The 16,981-nt window shown below is 58.2% G+C and carries 16 protein-coding genes; all 16 read left to right on the top strand.

Annotation, left to right across the window (positions count from 1 at the left end):
• Positions 1 to 125 precede the first annotated feature (125 nt).
• Positions 126 to 1,895 carry a polysaccharide biosynthesis protein gene (locus BM045_RS13535; protein ID WP_244522996.1) on the top strand — a complete coding sequence of 590 codons (1,770 nt, stop codon included), beginning with the start codon at positions 126 to 128 and terminating at the stop codon, positions 1,893 to 1,895.
• Between the two features lie 150 nt (positions 1,896 to 2,045).
• Entirely contained in the window at positions 2,046 to 3,785 is a 1,740-nt protein-coding gene (locus BM045_RS13530) for an ABC transporter ATP-binding protein (RefSeq protein ID WP_092184088.1), read from the top strand.
• Between the two features lie 88 nt (positions 3,786 to 3,873).
• The gene (gene rfbF, locus BM045_RS13525; RefSeq protein WP_092184086.1) at positions 3,874 to 4,647 is read left to right on the top strand and encodes a glucose-1-phosphate cytidylyltransferase; all 774 of its coding nucleotides are present in this window, start codon (positions 3,874 to 3,876) and stop codon (positions 4,645 to 4,647) included.
• Positions 4,644 to 5,714, top strand: coding sequence for a CDP-glucose 4,6-dehydratase (rfbG, locus tag BM045_RS13520; RefSeq protein ID WP_244522995.1), 1,071 nt, complete (start codon positions 4,644 to 4,646; stop codon positions 5,712 to 5,714). Before rfbF ends, rfbG begins: the two co-directional genes overlap by 4 nt.
• Complete coding sequence (locus BM045_RS13515) at positions 5,711 to 6,946, top strand: class I SAM-dependent methyltransferase (protein WP_092184084.1); 1,236 nt, start codon at positions 5,711 to 5,713, stop codon at positions 6,944 to 6,946. Before rfbG ends, BM045_RS13515 begins: the two co-directional genes overlap by 4 nt.
• On the top strand, positions 6,943 to 7,494 hold the full coding sequence (rfbC, locus tag BM045_RS13510; protein ID WP_092184082.1) for a dTDP-4-dehydrorhamnose 3,5-epimerase: 552 nt from the start codon (positions 6,943 to 6,945) through the stop codon (positions 7,492 to 7,494). The genes BM045_RS13515 and rfbC overlap by 4 nt, the downstream gene beginning before the upstream one ends.
• Positions 7,491 to 8,333: an NAD-dependent epimerase/dehydratase family protein gene (locus tag BM045_RS13505; protein ID WP_092184080.1), complete on the top strand. Its 843-nt coding sequence runs from the start codon at positions 7,491 to 7,493 to the stop codon at positions 8,331 to 8,333. The genes rfbC and BM045_RS13505 overlap by 4 nt, the downstream gene beginning before the upstream one ends.
• Positions 8,330 to 9,379, top strand: a complete 1,050-nt coding sequence (locus BM045_RS13500) for a class I SAM-dependent methyltransferase (protein WP_170848502.1) — start codon at positions 8,330 to 8,332, stop codon at positions 9,377 to 9,379. Before BM045_RS13505 ends, BM045_RS13500 begins: the two co-directional genes overlap by 4 nt.
• Positions 9,372 to 10,142, top strand: a complete 771-nt coding sequence (locus tag BM045_RS13495; protein WP_092184078.1) for a cephalosporin hydroxylase family protein — start codon at positions 9,372 to 9,374, stop codon at positions 10,140 to 10,142. Before BM045_RS13500 ends, BM045_RS13495 begins: the two co-directional genes overlap by 8 nt.
• 99 nt (positions 10,143 to 10,241) lie before the next feature.
• On the top strand, positions 10,242 to 11,324 hold the full coding sequence (gene rfbB / locus BM045_RS13490) for a dTDP-glucose 4,6-dehydratase (RefSeq protein ID WP_092184076.1): 1,083 nt from the start codon (positions 10,242 to 10,244) through the stop codon (positions 11,322 to 11,324).
• A complete protein-coding gene (rfbA, locus tag BM045_RS13485) occupies positions 11,321 to 12,190 on the top strand; it encodes a glucose-1-phosphate thymidylyltransferase RfbA (RefSeq protein ID WP_092184074.1) in 870 nt (289 codons plus the stop codon). The genes rfbB and rfbA overlap by 4 nt, the downstream gene beginning before the upstream one ends.
• Before the next feature lie 33 nt (positions 12,191 to 12,223).
• Positions 12,224 to 13,132 (top strand): NAD-dependent epimerase/dehydratase family protein, encoded by a 909-nt coding sequence (locus BM045_RS13480; RefSeq protein ID WP_092184072.1) that lies wholly within the window; start codon positions 12,224 to 12,226, stop codon positions 13,130 to 13,132.
• A 72-nt stretch (positions 13,133 to 13,204) separates the two neighbouring features.
• Positions 13,205 to 14,062 (top strand): glycosyltransferase family 2 protein, encoded by an 858-nt coding sequence (locus tag BM045_RS13475; protein ID WP_092184070.1) that lies wholly within the window; start codon positions 13,205 to 13,207, stop codon positions 14,060 to 14,062.
• Positions 14,063 to 14,075: 13 nt separating this feature from the next.
• Positions 14,076 to 14,465 (top strand): GtrA family protein, encoded by a 390-nt coding sequence (locus BM045_RS13470; protein ID WP_170848501.1) that lies wholly within the window; start codon positions 14,076 to 14,078, stop codon positions 14,463 to 14,465.
• A 4-nt stretch (positions 14,466 to 14,469) separates the two neighbouring features.
• The gene (locus BM045_RS13465) at positions 14,470 to 15,444 is read left to right on the top strand and encodes a glycosyltransferase family 2 protein (protein ID WP_092184066.1); all 975 of its coding nucleotides are present in this window, start codon (positions 14,470 to 14,472) and stop codon (positions 15,442 to 15,444) included.
• Between the two features lie 31 nt (positions 15,445 to 15,475).
• Entirely contained in the window at positions 15,476 to 16,966 is a 1,491-nt protein-coding gene (locus BM045_RS13460) for a hypothetical protein (protein WP_092184064.1), read from the top strand.
• Positions 16,967 to 16,981: the final 15 nt, after the last annotated feature.

Genomic DNA, 16,981 nt, shown 5'->3' with positions numbered 1-16,981 from the left:
GAGTATTCTCCGGTATGTTGAGAATAATATCGGCGATCACGGGGCTCCCGCGATTCTGGAAGCGTGTCGTAATACTATCCTTCGACGCCTGCGCGCTTGCGGCAACGCTTTGGGCCAGTTTTGCATTGCGTTATGGACAATGGACGCCGCCGACAAACCTTTTCGACTTCTTGCTGATCCTGTCTGCGCCGCTTGTCGCCATTCCTATTTTTGTTCGGCTGGGGCTCTATCGCGCCGTCATTCGCTATCTGCCGGAGCGGGCACTCTGGACGACGATTCAGGCTACAACCCTGGCGACTTTGTGTTGGGTCCTGGTGATCTTCCTCTCGCAGATTTCGCTGAAATTTGTCGTCCCGAGATCTGTTCCCATCCTGTACTGGGCCCTCGCCACGATCGCGATCGGCGGAAGTCGTTTTATCGCCAAGAAGTTGTTGTGGCCCAATAGCGGCAACCGACAGCAGAACAAGCCCATTGCCATCTATGGAGCAGGCGAAGCGGGCGCGCAGCTTGCCAATGCCCTGCGCCGGCAGGGGACCCACCGCATCGTTGCCTTTCTAGACGACAGTCGCACACTGCATGGCCGCGACGTCGCGAGCATCCGCGTCTTCCCGCCTTCGGCCGTGCCCATGCTGGCAGAACAGTATGGCGTCGAGGAAGTTATCCTATCGATCCCCACCCTGACCGCAGCCCGGCGGCGGGAAATCGTCACTGCAATCGGCGGACATGGCGTGAAGATCAGAACCGTGCCGCCCGTTACCGATCTGGTGGATGGTCGCTATCTAGTGAGCCAGATACGCGAAATCGACATCGACGAACTGCTCGGGCGGTCATCGGTGCCGCCTGTTCCGGAATTGCTGCGATCGATGATCGAAGGCAAGGCCATCATGGTTACGGGTGCGGGCGGCTCAATTGGCTCGGAGCTCTGCCGGTTGATCGTCAAGCTTGCGCCGAAAAGCTTGATTTTGTTCGAGGCAAACGAATTTGCGCTCTACAAGATTGAACGCGAGCTGAGTGGAAAAGACGCCACAAACGTCATTCCGGTGCTGGGTTCGATAGTCGATCGCCAGCGCGTCGATATTTGCATGGGACAGCACGCCCCCGACGTGGTGTTCCATGCTGCTGCGCACAAGCACGTGCCACTGATCGAGGCGAATGCCCTGGAAGGTATTCGAAATAACGTTATGGGAACGCGAATCGTCGTCGATGCTGCCTATGCTCATGGCGTCTCGACGTTTGTGTTGATTTCGTCCGACAAGGCCGTTCGTCCGACCAATGTGATGGGCGCGACCAAACGCTGGGCCGAACTGATCGTGGCGCAGAAAGCGCTGGAGGCTGCATCCGCCGGAACCGGTCAGCGCCTTACCGCGGTGCGCTTCGGCAATGTTCTGGGATCCAACGGATCGGTCGTGCCTTTGTTCAAGGAGCAGATCGCCAAGGGCGGGCCGGTGACGCTGACGGACCCGACAATGACCCGATACTTCATGTCGATCCACGAAGCCTCGGAACTGATCGTGCAGGCCGGCGCCCTGTCTCACGGCGGGGACATTTTCCTGCTCGATATGGGCAGTCCGGTACTGATCCGTGACCTAGCGGAGAACATGATCCAGCTCGCCGGCTTGACCGTGCGTAGTGCCGACCATCCAGACGGCGATATCGACATCGTTGTGACGGGTAAGCGGCCTGGCGAGAAGATGTTTGAGGAACTGTTCTACGATGACGCCTCGGTGGAAACGACCGATCACCCCAAGATTCGTCGATCGCCAAAGGAAAACACCATCTCAATCACACGCCCCTATGCCGAACTGATGGCGTGGGTTGAGGCACAGGACGAAGCGAAGGCCCGTGATTGCCTGTTCAAGGTGATTGCGGTCGAAGAAACCAAGATCAGCGCTTGAACCGGTTTCTTCTGGACGCTATCGGCCCTCGAAGGTTAGACCCGGTCAGGGGAGAGGAAGCCACCATGGCGAAACCCTCGGTCCGCAGTTGAGACATTTTGCATGAATGTAAATGCCCCAGATCGGAAGTTGGCGGCACGCACTGGCGCTATGAACGCTGTCGCCGCGCTTTGGCAGCGCATGACCAAGCGCCGCAGACGCCAGTTCTATGGTCTTGTTGCCATATCGTTGCTGGCGTCGATAGCTGAGGTGACGAGCTTGGCAATGCTGTTTCCGCTATTGCTACTTCTGGCGTCGCCACAGCAAGCGATGGACAATGCGCTCCTTCAGCCTGTAGCCTCAGCACTGGGCCTGTTAGATCCGTCTTCGCTTGCCTTTGCCGCTCTTCTTGCCTTCATTGGAGCTGCGCTTGCTGCCGGCGTAATTCGCTGGATCGTGTTGGTTGCCAATAACTCCTACTCGTTCGGACTGGCCACCGAATTGAGCGAGCGGGCCTACCGAAAAAGCTTACTTCAGCCCTATTCGGTGCAACTGCAGCGTAATTCGAGCACCATCATTGATGGTGTGATGAACAAGACCATGGCCGTCGCCGGCAATGTGGTGGCGCAAATTCTAACCTTGATGACGTCCACCGTAGTGGGCCTGAGCATCCTAGTCACGCTGATCGTAACTGATCCCACAGTCGCCGCGATCACTGGCATCACCTTCGCCCTGATATACATCACGATCACCATAGCGGTGCGACAAAGCTTGCAGCAAAACGGGGAGACCATTGCCCGAGAGTCCGCGCGAGCAATTCGAGCACTGCAGGAGGGGCTGGGGGGTATTCGAGATGTTCTCATCGACGGAACCCAGGAAACCTATGCTCAGATTTTCCGCAGCGCCGACCTGCCCTTCAAGGCGGCGATGAGCCGAAATGCCATCATCGCCGGCTCTCCACGCTTTATCGTGGAAACGCTTGGCATGATCTTGATTGCCACCCTTGCATTCTTTCTGACCCGCGCCGACGGTGGCATGGGCTCCGCAATTCCTACCCTTGGTGTGTTGGCGTTGGGGGCCCAGCGCCTGCTGCCAATGCTGCAGCAAAGCTATGCTGCCATTGCCACCATCAGGGGGAGCGAGGCCTCGCTCTGGGGCGTTATCGAGCTGCTCGACCAGCCGGATGCGCCAGAGCAATCCATTGCCGCCGTGCCGTTTGAACGTGACATCCGACTGTCGGGCGTGAGCTTTCAATACCCCACTGCCAGTACGCCAGTGCTGCATGATATGACACTGACAATTCCCAAAGGCAGCCGCTATGGCTTTTATGGGCCAACTGGCGGAGGCAAGAGCACGACGCTCGACATCATCATGGGCCTGCTCGAACCCAGCGGTGGCAGCATTCAGGTCGATGGCCTCACCATCACCGAACAGCACCAGAGAGCCTGGCGCAGTCACGTCGCGCACGTGCCGCAGGCGATCTATCTGTCCGACAGCACGATTGCCGAAAACATCGCCTTTGGTTCAAAGCGCGACGAGATCGACATGGACCGACTGCGCGCGGCGGCGAAATCGGCCCAGATCGCCGAGACGATCGAGAGCTGGCCCAATGGCTATGATACCTTTGTTGGCGAGCGCGGACTGCGCATTTCGGGCGGCCAGCGGCAGCGCATCGGCGTGGCGCGCGCGCTTTACAAACAAGCCGACCTGATCATTCTCGACGAAGCGACCAGCGCCCTGGATAACCAGACTGAAAGCGCCCTGATCGATGCGATCGAGGCAATCGGCTCGCATGTGACCATCATCATGGTCGCACATCGTCTGACGACGCTCAAAAACTGCGATGCACTGGTCGAAATCGAAGGCGGTCGCGTAAAACGTGTGGGCCGTTATGAAGAACTGATCGCCTGACGGCCGCTTGGCTTGAGTTGCCTCACCGGGTCATCTAATAGCAATACGCTGCGCGACATTGTCGAGCCGGATCAATATCGAGGTAACTTTGAAAGCGGTTATATTGGCAGGCGGGCTGGGGACGCGGATCTCGGAGGAGACCAGCGTAAAACCAAAGCCAATGGTGGAGATTGGCGGTCGCCCGATACTCTGGCACATCATGAAGATCTTCGGATCACACGGGATCAATGATTTCGTGATCTGCTGTGGCTACAAGGGCTACGTGATCAAGGAATATTTCGCCAACTACTTCCTGCACATGTCCGACGTTACCTTCGACATGCAGAACAACGAGATGCTGGTCCATCAGCGTTATGCGGAGCCATGGCGGGTCACGCTGGTCGATACCGGCGAGAACACCATGACAGGCGGCCGCTTGAGGCGGGTACGCGACTACGTCAAGGATGAGAAAGCTTTCTGCTTCACCTATGGTGACGGGCTGGCCAATATCAATATTACCGAGCAGGTTGCGTTCCATCGATCGCATGGCAAGCTGGCCACCGTTACCGCCGTGCAGCCGCCGGGACGCTATGGCGCCCTCGACATGGACGGCACCAGCATTCGCGGCTTTATCGAAAAGCCGCAGGGTGACGGTGGCTGGATCAATGGCGGCTATTTCGTGCTTTCGCCCAAAGTTATCGACGAAATAGATGGTGACGGCTCTTCCTGGGAAGGTGCGCCGCTGCAGGCGCTGGCGCAGAAAGGCCAGTTTGAGGCTTACCGACACTCCGGCTTCTGGCAGCCGATGGATACGTTGCGCGAAAAGGTGATGCTGGAGGAACTGTGGCAGAGCGGCAAGGCACCCTGGAAGGCTTGGGCTTGACTTCGCTGCGCTCAACCCTGGGCAATCTGGCTGGTCGCCGGGTGTTCCTGACTGGACATTCCGGCTTCAAGGGCAGCTGGATGGTGGCCTTGCTGCGGCAGCTCGGCGCCGAGGTGCATGGCTATGCCCTAAGGGCGTCGTCGTTACCTAACTTGGCCGTACTCGCCGATATTGGCGGCATGCTGGCCAGCGAAACCATAGCCGATATTCGCGATGCAGCAGCCCTCCACACAGCCATGGCGCAGGCGCGCCCGAACCTCGTGATCCATATGGCGGCGCAGGCATTGGTCCGGCAGAGCTATGCCGACCCGATCGAGACCTGGTCGACAAATGTCATGGGCACCGTCAACCTGCTGGAAGCGGCGCGCTCTGTGCCGGGCATCGCCGGCATTGTCGTCGTCACCACCGACAAATGCTATGACAACCGCGGCTGGGAGTGGGGCTACCGCGAGACAGACGCCCTTGGCGGACATGACCCCTATAGCGCCAGCAAGGCAGCAACCGAGCTGGTCGCACAAAGTTACCGTAAGAGCTTTTTCGACGGTGCAGGTGTGCTGGTGGCGACGGCGCGCGCCGGCAATGTCATTGGCGGCGGAGACTGGAGCGAGGACCGCCTGGTTGCCGATGCTGCGCGGGCAGCCGCCAGCCAAAATATCCTGACAGTGCGCAACCCGGCCGCCACTCGCCCCTGGCAGCATGTGCTGGATTGCCTGTCCGGCTATCTGACGCTGGGCAATGCCCTGCTAGCCGGCGATCGCCACGCCGCCACCGCCTTCAATTTTGGTCCTGATACGGCTGACAATGTCAGCGTCGGCGAATTGCTGACCCGGCTCGCTCAACATTGGCCCGAATTGCAATGGCAGGTAGAGGGCCAAGCAAACGCACCGCATGAAGCCGCTTTCCTCTACCTCGACTCCAGCCGCGCCCGGCGTGACCTCCACTGGCAATCGCGCTGGACGCTGGACAAGGCGCTGCAGCAGACCGCTGGCTGGTATCGTGCGGTGGCGCAGGATAGTTCGGCTGCCGCATCCCTGATGGCCACACAGATCGACGAGTACCTCCAATGAATACAGCGACATGCATGGCCTGCGGGGCGCCACTCAGCCGCGTGGTCTGCGATCTTGGCCTGTCTCCCATCTCCAATGCCTTCATCAAGCCAGAGGATGCCAGCAAGGGCGAGATGTTCTATCCGCTCAAGACCTGCGTCTGCGAAGCGTGCTGGCTGGTGCAGCTCGAATCGAGCCCTGATTCCAGCGCGCATTTCCATGAGGACTACGTCTACTTCTCGTCATTCTCATCCGGCTGGGTCGAGCATGCCCGGCGCTATGTCGAGGCCATGACGGCGCGGCTGTCGCTCGGCCCGCAGAGCCGGGTGATGGAACTGGCCAGCAATGACGGCTACCTGCTGCAATTCTTCGCCAGGGCCGGGATTCCCGCGCTCGGTATCGAGCCCACCGCCAATACGGCCGCCGCGGCGCGCCTCAAGGGCGTCGAAACACGGGAAATGTTCTTTGGCCGTGACAGCGCCGCGGCGCTTGCGGCCGATGGCTGGAGCGTCGATCTGCTGCTGGGCAACAATGTGCTAGCGCACGTTCCGGATATCAACGACTTCGTCGGCGGCATGCCGCTGGTGCTCAAGCCCGAGGGTGTCGTTACCCTGGAGTTTCCGCATCTGTTGAACCTGCTGACACAGAACCAGTTCGATACGATTTATCACGAGCACTACACCTATCTCTCGCTGACCGCTCTGGAGCCGATTTTTGCCCGCGCGGGCCTGCGCGTGTTTGATGTCGAAACCCTTCCGACCCATGGCGGCAGCCTGCGGGTCTTCGTCTGCCACACGGCGTCGGGCCATGCGGCAACGCCGGCGGTGGGTGAAATGCTGGCGCGCGAAAAGGCCGAAGGCCTCGACAATGCCGAACGCTACGATGCCTTCGCCGCAGAGGTGGTACAGACCAAGCGGGCCTTGCTGCAATTCCTCATCGAGGCGCGCGCCGCCGGCAAGACCGTTGCCGGCTATGGCGCTGCCGCCAAGGGCAACACCCTGCTCAACTACTGCGGCGTGCGCGCCGACATGGTGGATTTCGTCGTCGACAAAAACCCGACCAAGCAAGGTCGCTTGCTCCCCGGCTCCCGCATTCCCGTATTGGCGCCCGAAGAGATAGCAACACGCCGACCCGACTATCTACTGATCCTGCCCTGGAACATCCGCGACGAGATCATCGAGCAGATGTCTGGCATCCACGTCTGGGGCGGGCAGTTCGTGGTGCCCATCCCAACGCTGGACATCATCCCGTGAAGTTCACCGAGACGCCTCTTGCCGGTGCTTTCGTGCTCGACATCGAGCCGCATGCCGACGCGCGTGGCTTCTTTGCGCGCACGGCCTGCGCCGAAGACTTTGCACGGCATAGCCTGGACGGTCACTTCGTGCAGCAATCGGTGTCTTTCAATGCGCTCAAGGGCACCTTGCGGGGCCTGCATTTCCAAGCCCAGCCGCATGAGGAAGACAAGCTGGTGCGCGTCACGCGCGGCGCGATATTCGACGCTATAGTGGACCTGCGGCAGGGCTCGCCCAGCTTTGGCAAATGGTTCGGCGTGGAGCTGAGTGCAAGCAATCACCGCCAGCTTTACATCCCTAAGGGTTTCGCCCATGGCTTCCAGACGCTGGAGGACAGTTCCGAAGTGCTTTATGCCATGACGGTGCCCTACGCCCCTGGCTTTGGTCGCGGGATTCGCTGGGATGATCCGGCAATCGGGGTGGACTGGCCGTTGGAGGTGGATTCAACAGACCGTAGACGCATATCATCCGCCGACACGACACATCCGAACTTGGTCGCGAGCTCGTGATAGGGCGCGTCGCGGTTATAGGCGCCAGCGGTTTTATTGGTCGTCATCTGGTCCCTTCGCTTGTTGCGCAAGGTACCGAGGTCGTGGCTACTGCCCGCGATGTGGCACGACTCGATCACCTCGAAGGCATCGAAAAAGTCGCACTTGATATATCCGACGCCGCAGGAGCCTTCGATCGTCTGGGGCGGCCAAACGTCGTGGTGCATCTCGGATGGGGCGGATTGCCCAACTACAAGTCATTGCACCATTTCGAGCACGAGCTTCCGCTTCAATACGACTTCCTCAAGCAGCTCATCGTGGATGGGGCATCGAGACTGGTCATCACCGGCACCTGCCTCGAATATGGCATGAAATCGGGTGAACTGTCGGAGCTCGATACACCAGAGCCGACCAATGCCTATGCACTGGCCAAACACATTCTGCATCGTCAACTTGAATTGTTGCAGACGCAGCTTCCGTTCGAATTGAGCTGGTGTCGTTTGTTTTACCTTTATGGGCAGGGTCAAGCGCCCACATCGCTTTGGTCAAGCCTCCACGCTGCAATCGAACGCGGCGAGACCCGCTTCAACATGTCCCAAGGCGATCAGTTGCGGGACTTCTTGCCTATCGAGCGAGCCACAGAACTGCTCGCCACCATTTCGCTGAGCCATAAGGGTTTGGGGCCGATCAATATTTGCTCTGGCAAAGGCATATCAGTCAGAGCTTTGGTGGAGAGCTGGATCGCGGCAGCAGGATCACAGATCGTACCCAATCTTGGGCACTATCCATATCCCGACTATGAACCCTTTGCCTTTTGGGGTAATGCCGAAAAACTCCATCGCACAACAGGTCATTCATGAGCGACGCTAGAGAATTGTACCGTGTTGAAGGATTGCCGATCTTTCAAAACCGGATGTATCCTTCTCGGGAAGAGGCCCGCAACTGCCCGAGGGGTGACGTGGTGCTGGTAGAGGATTTGACCTCCGGGCTTATATACAATCAGGCATTTGATCCTGCGCTGATGGTTTATGATGCCGAGTATCAGAATGAGCAGGGTAATAGCCCACTTTTTCAACGTCATCTTCAGTCGATTGCTGAGCTGGTCGAAACGACAATGGGGCGCGAGGGCCTTGTCGAGGTTGGCTGTGGCAAAGGGCTTTTTCTGGAACTGCTCGCGTCGCGAGGCGCCGATATCCGAGGATACGACCCGACCTACGAGGGCAGCAACCCCCGCATCATCCGCAGCTATTTCAATGCCGATCTTGGAATTTCCGGCGAAGGGCTGATCCTGCGCCATGTGCTTGAGCACATTCAAAACCCGGTCGATTTCCTGCACGATCTTCGCGATGCCAACGGCGGTGGCGGCAAGATTTACATCGAGGTGCCATGCTTGGACTGGATCTGCGAAAATCGCACATGGTTCGACGTGTTCTACGAGCATGTGAACTATTTCCGCCTAACCGACTTTCTGCGCATTTTTGGCAAGGTCTACGAAGCCAAACGATCTTTTGGCGGTCAGTATCTCAGCATAGTGGCAGACCTTGGCTCCGTACGACGACCAACGCTAGACGAGACTGATCGGGTTCAATTTCCAGCTGAGTTCGGGGCCAAGGTCGAGGCTCCCGATTTGGCCTCGTTAGCCGTCTGGGGCGGCGCCTCAAAAGGGGTTCTATTCTGCTTGATGATGGAACGGCTCGGCCTGCAGGTCGATACCGTTATCGACATCAACAAGGCCAAGCAGGGAAAGTACCTGCCTGCAACGGGGATAGAAGTCCAGTCGCCCGAAAAGGGGCTTAGTCGACTGACCGACGGCGCAACTATCTATGTCATGAACAGCAATTATCTGCCGGAGATCCGCGAGATGTCTGGAAACAGGTACAACTACATCGGAATAGACAATGACTGATTTTCAGGACGAAGTTGCGGCCCGAGTTGCCGCTATTGGCCAGAACCATGCCTTGAAAGGCGCCGCTGAGACCTTCAGCAATCAGTCCATTGCGGCACAGTATTCATATAATTTCTCGTCACTTGGTCGGCCCATCATCCAGTATCCGCAGGATATGGTGGCTATGCAGGAATTGATCTGGACGACACGCCCGGATGTTATCGTGGAAACCGGCATTGCGCACGGCGGCTCACTCATTCTCAGTGCGTCCATGCTAGCTCTGCTGGATTATTGCGATGCGGTGGAAGCAGGCGAGCTTTTGGATCCACGACAGCCGAAACGCCGCGTCGTCGGCGTGGATATCGATATTCGCGCCCATAACCTTGCGGCCATCAAGGCCCATCCCATGTCCAATCGCATCGACATGATCCAGGGGTCGTCCATAGATGCATCCATTGTTGAGCAGGTCCGCGCCAAGGTCGGCGCCGCCAAGCGCGTTCTGGTAAGCCTTGATTCCAACCATACCCACGATCACGTGCTGGGCGAACTCAAAGCCTATGCGCCAATGGTGACGCCGGGAAGCTATTGCGTGGTGTTCGACACCATCATCGAGGATCTGCCTGCCGACGCCTATCCGGACCGCCCTTGGGGCCATGGTGACAACCCCAAGACGGCTGTGTGGAAATATCTCGAAACCCATCCGGAGTTCGAGATTGACACCACCATCGACGACAAGTTGCTGATTTCGGTGGCGCCAAGCGGCTTCCTGCGTCGAAAGGCGTAGTTCGGCTAGTGTGGGCAGCTCGGCCGGGATCGGGCTGGCCACTGGAGCTTGCCCGTCAACGCGCGGCATTTAAATCAAGTTTGGTCTGGACGCTTATTCATGCGGGTTTTGGTCACGGGCGGAGCAGGGTTCATCGGGTCGGCGCTGGTGCGTTACCTCGTCCTCGAACTTGGCTACGAGGTCCTGACTGTCGACAAGCTGACCTACGCCGGCAATCTGGCTTCGCTGGCACTCGTGGCAGATCGGCCCAATTATCGGTTCCTCAAGGCCGACATCTGCGATGCCGCGGCTATGGCCGCGGCATTGACCGAGTTTCGTCCTGACCGGGTGATGCATCTGGCCGCCGAGAGCCATGTCGACCGTTCGATCACCGGCGCGGCCGAATTCATCCAGACCAACGTGCTCGGCACATTTACTCTGCTTGAGGCGAGCCGTGCCTATTGGATGACGCTGCCGCCCGCCCAACAGGCGGCGTTCCGCTTCCTCCATGTATCGACCGATGAAGTCTATGGATCGCTCGGCGCTGAGGGCCTGTTTGCAGAGACCACGCCCTACGACCCCAGTTCGCCCTATTCGGCCAGCAAGGCGGCCTCGGACCACCTGGCCAAGGCCTGGCAGCGGACCTATGGGCTGCCGGTGGTAGTCTCAAATTGCTCGAACAACTATGGCCCTTACCACTTTCCAGAAAAACTCATCCCGCTGACCATTCTCAACGCCCTGAACGGCAAGACCTTGCCGGTCTACGGGCGCGGCGAGAATATCCGCGACTGGCTGCATGTAGACGATCACGTCAGGGCGTTGGATATCATCGCGGCGCGTGGGCGTCCGGGCGAAACCTATAATGTCGGCGGTCGCAATGAGCGACGGAACATTGATGTGGTTCGTGCCATCTGCGCCATCCTCGACGACATCAGGCCTGCGACGGCAGCACGGTCCGATCTGATCGCTTTCGTCGAGGATCGTCCGGGACATGACGCACGCTACGCCATCGACGCAACGCGGCTGGAAACCGAGCTGGGCTGGCGCGCCGGCTACACGTTTGACTCCGGCATAGAGCAGACCATCCGCTGGTATCTCGACAATGAATGGTGGTGGAAACCGCTCCTCGCCCGCCATGACGGTGAGCGGCTGGGACTGATAACGACGACGGTGAATGCCGCGATCAAGGGAGACGCGCCGTGAAGGGCATCATATTGGCGGGAGGCAGCGGCACGCGGCTTTATCCGATCACGGCTGCGGTATCCAAGCAGTTGCTGCCGATCTACGACAAGCCTATGATCTATTACCCGCTGACCACGCTTATGCTGGCGGGCATCCGCGATATACTCATCATCACCACACCACATGACAGTGACAGCTTCAAGCGCCTGCTCGGCGATGGCTCGCAGTGGGGCATCGCTATCAGCTATGCCGTGCAACCCGAGCCGGCCGGCCTTGCCCAAGCCTACACGATCGGCGCGCATTTCGTCGATCGCCAGCCGTCATGCCTGATCCTGGGCGACAACATCTTCTTTGGAAATGGCTTGGCCGGCATCCTTGGCGCTGCATCGCGCCGCAGCCATGGTGCCAGCGTGTTCGCCTACCGCGTCGCCGATCCCGAGCGCTATGGCGTGGTTGAATTCGATGCCCAGATGGCTGCCATTTCGCTGGAGGAAAAGCCGGCTATGCCGCGCTCGAACTGGGCCGTGACGGGACTATATTTTTACGACGGTACGGTCGTCGACATTGCGGCCGATCTCCAGCCATCGGCCCGTGGCGAGCTGGAGATCACCGACGTCAACCGGATCTACCTCGAGCGCGGTCAGCTCAATGTCGAACTGATGGGACGGGGCTATACCTGGCTCGACACCGGTACGCCCGACAGTCTGCTGGAAGCTGCCGAGTTCGTCGGCATCCTGGAAAAACGGCAAGGCATCAAGATTGCCTGTCCCGAGGAAATTGCCTTCCGGCAGGGTTTCATCGACTTGGCGCAGCTCGAGGCGGCCGCCCAAGCGCTGGGCAAGAGTGCCTATGGCGGCTATCTAAAAAGCATTGCCGCAGGTCGTTGACGCCACCGCGCGGCCTTTGGAGGCAAGCGACATATGCATCTGGTGGTCATCGGCGGCAGCGGCTTTATCGGCAGGCATTTTGTGGCTGCTGCGGTCGACAAGGGCCATAGCGTTACGATTGTAGGCCGTGCACCAACTATCACGAAGGGACATGGCACGGCGGTGGACTACCGATCCGGCGGGATCGAGGCATTGGCCAGCGACACCGACCTATTGGGCCGCGCCGACCGCATTTGCCACTTTGCCACCTCGGTCACGCCCGCAACATCCAATGCCGACCCGCTCGCTGATATCGAAACCAATCTCATGGGCACGGTGCGACTGCTGGAGGCGATGCGCCACATCGGCAATCGGCGCATCCTTTTCCTGTCCTCCGGCGGCGCCGTCTATGGGCAGCCGCACTATCTGCCCATCGACGAGGCCCATCCGCTCAACCCTGTAAGCTCCTACGGCGTCGTCAAATCGGCGATCGAGCAATATCTGCGGATGTATGAGGCCAATCACGGCTTCGCAGCGACGATCATTCGCCTCGCTAATCCGTACGGACCCGGCCAGGACATGATCGGGCAGCTGGGGGCGGTCAACACCTTTATCCGTCTGGCTAGGACCGGCCAGACGGCAACGCTGTGGGGCGATGGCAGCATTGTCAGAGACTACATCTATATTTCCGACGTTATCGCACTGCTGCTGACCGCGACAGAGAGCGACGTCACGGGAACCTTCAATTGCGGCTCCGGGGTCGGAACGAGCCTTATTGAACTGATTGATATCGTGGAAAAATCCACCGGCCATCGGCTTGCCAAGAGCTTCAAGCCAGGCCGGCCATTCGATCCCGCCGAAGTGGTGTTGGACATCTCCAACGCCCGGAAAATGTTCCGATGGACACCATCTACAAGTCTGGCAGATGGTGTTGTGCGAACATTGTCTGCCCAACAGGACTAACAGCGCCCTTGCCGGGACAGGTTTTTTCTGCCCCTATTGGTTAGGATCGGCAAGTGAATCGTTTGATATATTATGACTTTATCTGAAGGTATTATTGAACCGGAATTTTCCAGATCATGTGATTTTACCATTCTCATTCCAGTTCGAAATGGCGCAGACTATATCGAAGCGGCCTTGCAATCTGCGTTAGGACAGACGACGGAACGATTGCATGTCATTGTCAGCGACAATCAATCGTCGGACGATACAGCTCAGATTCTGGAACGATACCGCAGCGATGCTCGCGTCCGAATTGTGCGACAGGCTGAATCATTGAGCATGTTGGCGCATTTCAATGCCTGTCTCGATCTCGTAGAGACCAAATACTATATGCTGTTATGCCATGATGACCTCCTTGCATCGCCTGATGCGCTGGAGCGCGCCGTTGAAGTGGCAGAGCGAGAGGCTGACGTATCGGCGGTCTATTGCGACCTGCAGTATATTGATCAAGCCGGGCGGCACCTTGCGTATCGGCGATTCGACAGAGCCGGCGAAATCGACGGCGACGTTATTGGACGCAAGGCCGTCCTGTCCATGCGAAACCAATTCGGCATTCCCCTGTTGGTGCGCACCGTATCAAGATCGACGCATCGATACGACACGCACTTGCCATATGTGGCCGATGTCGAAATGTCTTGGTTCCTGGCAAATGTGGGGAAGACCTACCATCTGCCATTGGCATATATTGCGAACCGATATCATGCGAACAACAGCACTCGCGGGCTGATGAATAATATGTTGCGAGAAATGAAGCTTGTCGCGCAATCACACGCCATGCCGCTCAATAAATTGGCCAGTGTCAGAATGTCACTCAGCTCGGCCAGCATGGCGCTGGCGAAGACGCTGTTCTTCAAGGCGATTCATCTGCGGGACGTCATGAATCGTGGTTAGCCGGACCAATATCGTGAACCAGATCAGGGATGAGGTCCGCACCCGAGGTGTCCGCTTCATACTCGTTGGAATCCTCAACTCAGCCTTTGGTTATGCGGTCTATTCGGCGTGCATCTATCTGGGTCTGGGGTATTTCGGGGCATCGACCACGGCGATGCTGCTGGGCATCATGTTCAACTACCGGACCATCGGGACTTTGGTATTTAAACGTCAAGCCGCCCCCTTTTGGCGCTTCGCCGTTTCCTATCTGCTGGTACTCGGCTTTACGGTTCTCCTGCTTGAGGCCAGCGGCAGACTTGGGATTGATCCATACCTGGCAGGCCTATTGGCCGCGGTTCCGTCGGCCGGGGTGTCCTATTTTCTGCAGAGACAATTTGTCTTCACCAAACTTCGGAGTGATTAGTTGCATGGAAATGTCGGTGGTCATTCCTGTCTACAATAGTGCCGACATTTTGCCTGAACTAGCCGAGCGGCTGGCGGCGGCATTGGAGAGCATGATCCCATCCGGGTCGTTTGAGGTGGTCATGGTCAATGATGGCAGTAGCGACCAATCCTGGGCCGGGATGCTCAGGATCGCCGATCGCCATCCCAAATTTCATATGATCAACCTGAGAAAGAATGTGGGCCAACATAGCGCGCTGTTGGCGGGGATGCGCTTTGCAACCGGCGCGGTAGTCGTCCTGATGGATGATGATTTGCAGCACGAGCCTCAGGACATTGCCAGACTGCGGGCAGTCCTTGGGCCAGAGGTCGACGTCAGCTATGCCGCCTTTGTCAAAAAGCAGCACGCGTGGTGGAAGCGTTGGGGCTCTCGTTTCAATGACTGGACCGCCGCCAAGTTGATCGGCAAACCCACCGGACTGCGGTTATCGTCATTCAAGGTGCTCAAGCAAGAAGTCGTTTCGGAAATAATCAAGTACAATGGCCCATTTCCCTATGTGGACGGGCTAATATTCACGGTAACTTCAGCAGCAGAAAACGTTGAAATTGAACACCGTGAGCGCCTTTCCGGGAGAGGAAATTATGGGCTCTTCGAATCACTGTTTCTCTGGACCAAGATGGCGACAAATTTTTCTATCTTGCCGCTGCGCATAGCATCCTTTGCCGGCGTAACGCTTTCCATCCTCGGTCTTGGAGCGGCAGCGGCGCTAACGATTACGCGACTAATCGACAGCGCCGGCACCAGCACGCCTGGCTGGGCCTCGATTCTGGTTGCCATTTTGGTCATCGGCGGCGTGCAATTGATCGCATTGGGCGCGATTGGAGAATATCTCGGACGCGCCTATGTCCACTTAAATGGCAAACCACAATATGTGATCAAGGATAGCGTTGGCTTCCCGTCAATAAGTGCCGCCCCCTCCAGGAGTAACAACGCTGTCTAGATCTTTGGACGGGAGGTCGATCCGAAAATGGATGGCCCACCAAGCGCCGCTCCTTGCCATAGTGCTTGGTTGGATAATCTGCATTTCCTGGCGCCCGCTTGTGTTGGGCTTTTATCACGATGACTGGTCTTTGCTCACCGTGACTTCGCCATATGGCGCGCCATTGGTAAGCGGCGGCCTTAGCCGTATTTTATATGTGGGGCTAGGCTATGCCGCGGTAACGTTGTTTGGAGCAAATCCGGTCCCCTGGCATATTTACGGCGCCATCCTGGTGCTGGTGACCAGCGGGTTCGTCTATCTTGGATGCTTGGCGGTCGCCCGAAAGCTCGCCTTCAACCCTGGCTCTGCGCGTTGGGCCGCCTGCCTGGCCGCGCTTGTCTGGATGCTGACGCCCACCAGTCTAGGCTATGCTGCATGGCCGGTGATGTTTCCAGGTCTATGGGCAGTCTGTCTGATGATGGCGTCAGTTTATCTGGTTGCCACCGGCTCTAACAGCCTGCCACCGCTTTTTGCCGCTGCCTTCTGCCTGATCCTGTCCACGCTGATCTACGAAGCATTCTGGTTCTGCTTCGTCCCGATGGCCATCTTGGTTTTTGCGCTGAACAAGGAACGACGCTGGTTCACGGCCCTTCGCGTTCTAGCAATACTGGGGGGTGCCCAATTGTCGGTCATCGGCTGGAGCCTTTTTCTGGCTGCCGACGGCAGGGGGACGGGAAAGCAGGTCACCGCGCCATTCGTAGACATCCTCAACACCGCGCCAAGATGGCTCGCAGAGCTGTTTTTTACCTCGCTCAGCACAGCCCATGTCCTGATCATTGTGGGCCTAGTTATTCTGGCCGCGGTGTACTGGCGCCTGAGCGCATACCGCCCCATTGTCATTGCATTGCTTGCCGTTTCAATCGGCGCCGCGACGACGATGACGCTTTTCTACGCAGCCGGCTATGGGATGACCGCAAAAGGCATTTTTTCGCGAACCTATATCGCGTTCAACGTGTGGCTTGCATTAGCGGTCTGCATTGGTGCCTTGGTCGCACTCGACAAGGCGCGCGGCCTATCGAGGCTAGTGCTGGCCTCCGCCCTGATAGCGGGCCTGATCTGGATCGGCGGAAAAAGCATTACCCAAACCATGCGCTGGGCGGAGGCATGGACCTATCAGCAACAGTTGCTGGCGGGGATACCGGAAGCGCCCCCCTTCGACACACAGCAACACACCGCCTTGATATGGTCCCTGCCCAACAGATCGGACAAGGTGGAGTCGATCGGCGCGATTTGGGACACCACCGCTGCATTATATGTCACCCGGCCTGGCTGGCGACCGTTCCTGGAGAAAGGACAACTGTGGGCGACGGCGTCACAAAGCGGCATCTGGAAAACGACTTGGGATGGCAAGAAGGTCAGCCAGTCGTGGTGCGTGTCCCCAGACGTGCCCTTGTGGTCGATTGATGCAAAACAGGTGGTAATCTATAATCCCGAGGCGGCCAGTTTCTTCCGCGCAGGGCCTGGGACGCCGCTAGACTGTTAGTCCCGCCTAGGTACG

This window comes from Devosia sp. YR412, from assembly GCF_900110945.1.
Lineage (GTDB): Bacteria > Pseudomonadota > Alphaproteobacteria > Rhizobiales > Devosiaceae > Devosia.
Note: the sequence above shows the minus strand (reverse complement) of the source record. Positions and strands in the feature narration are given on the sequence as shown.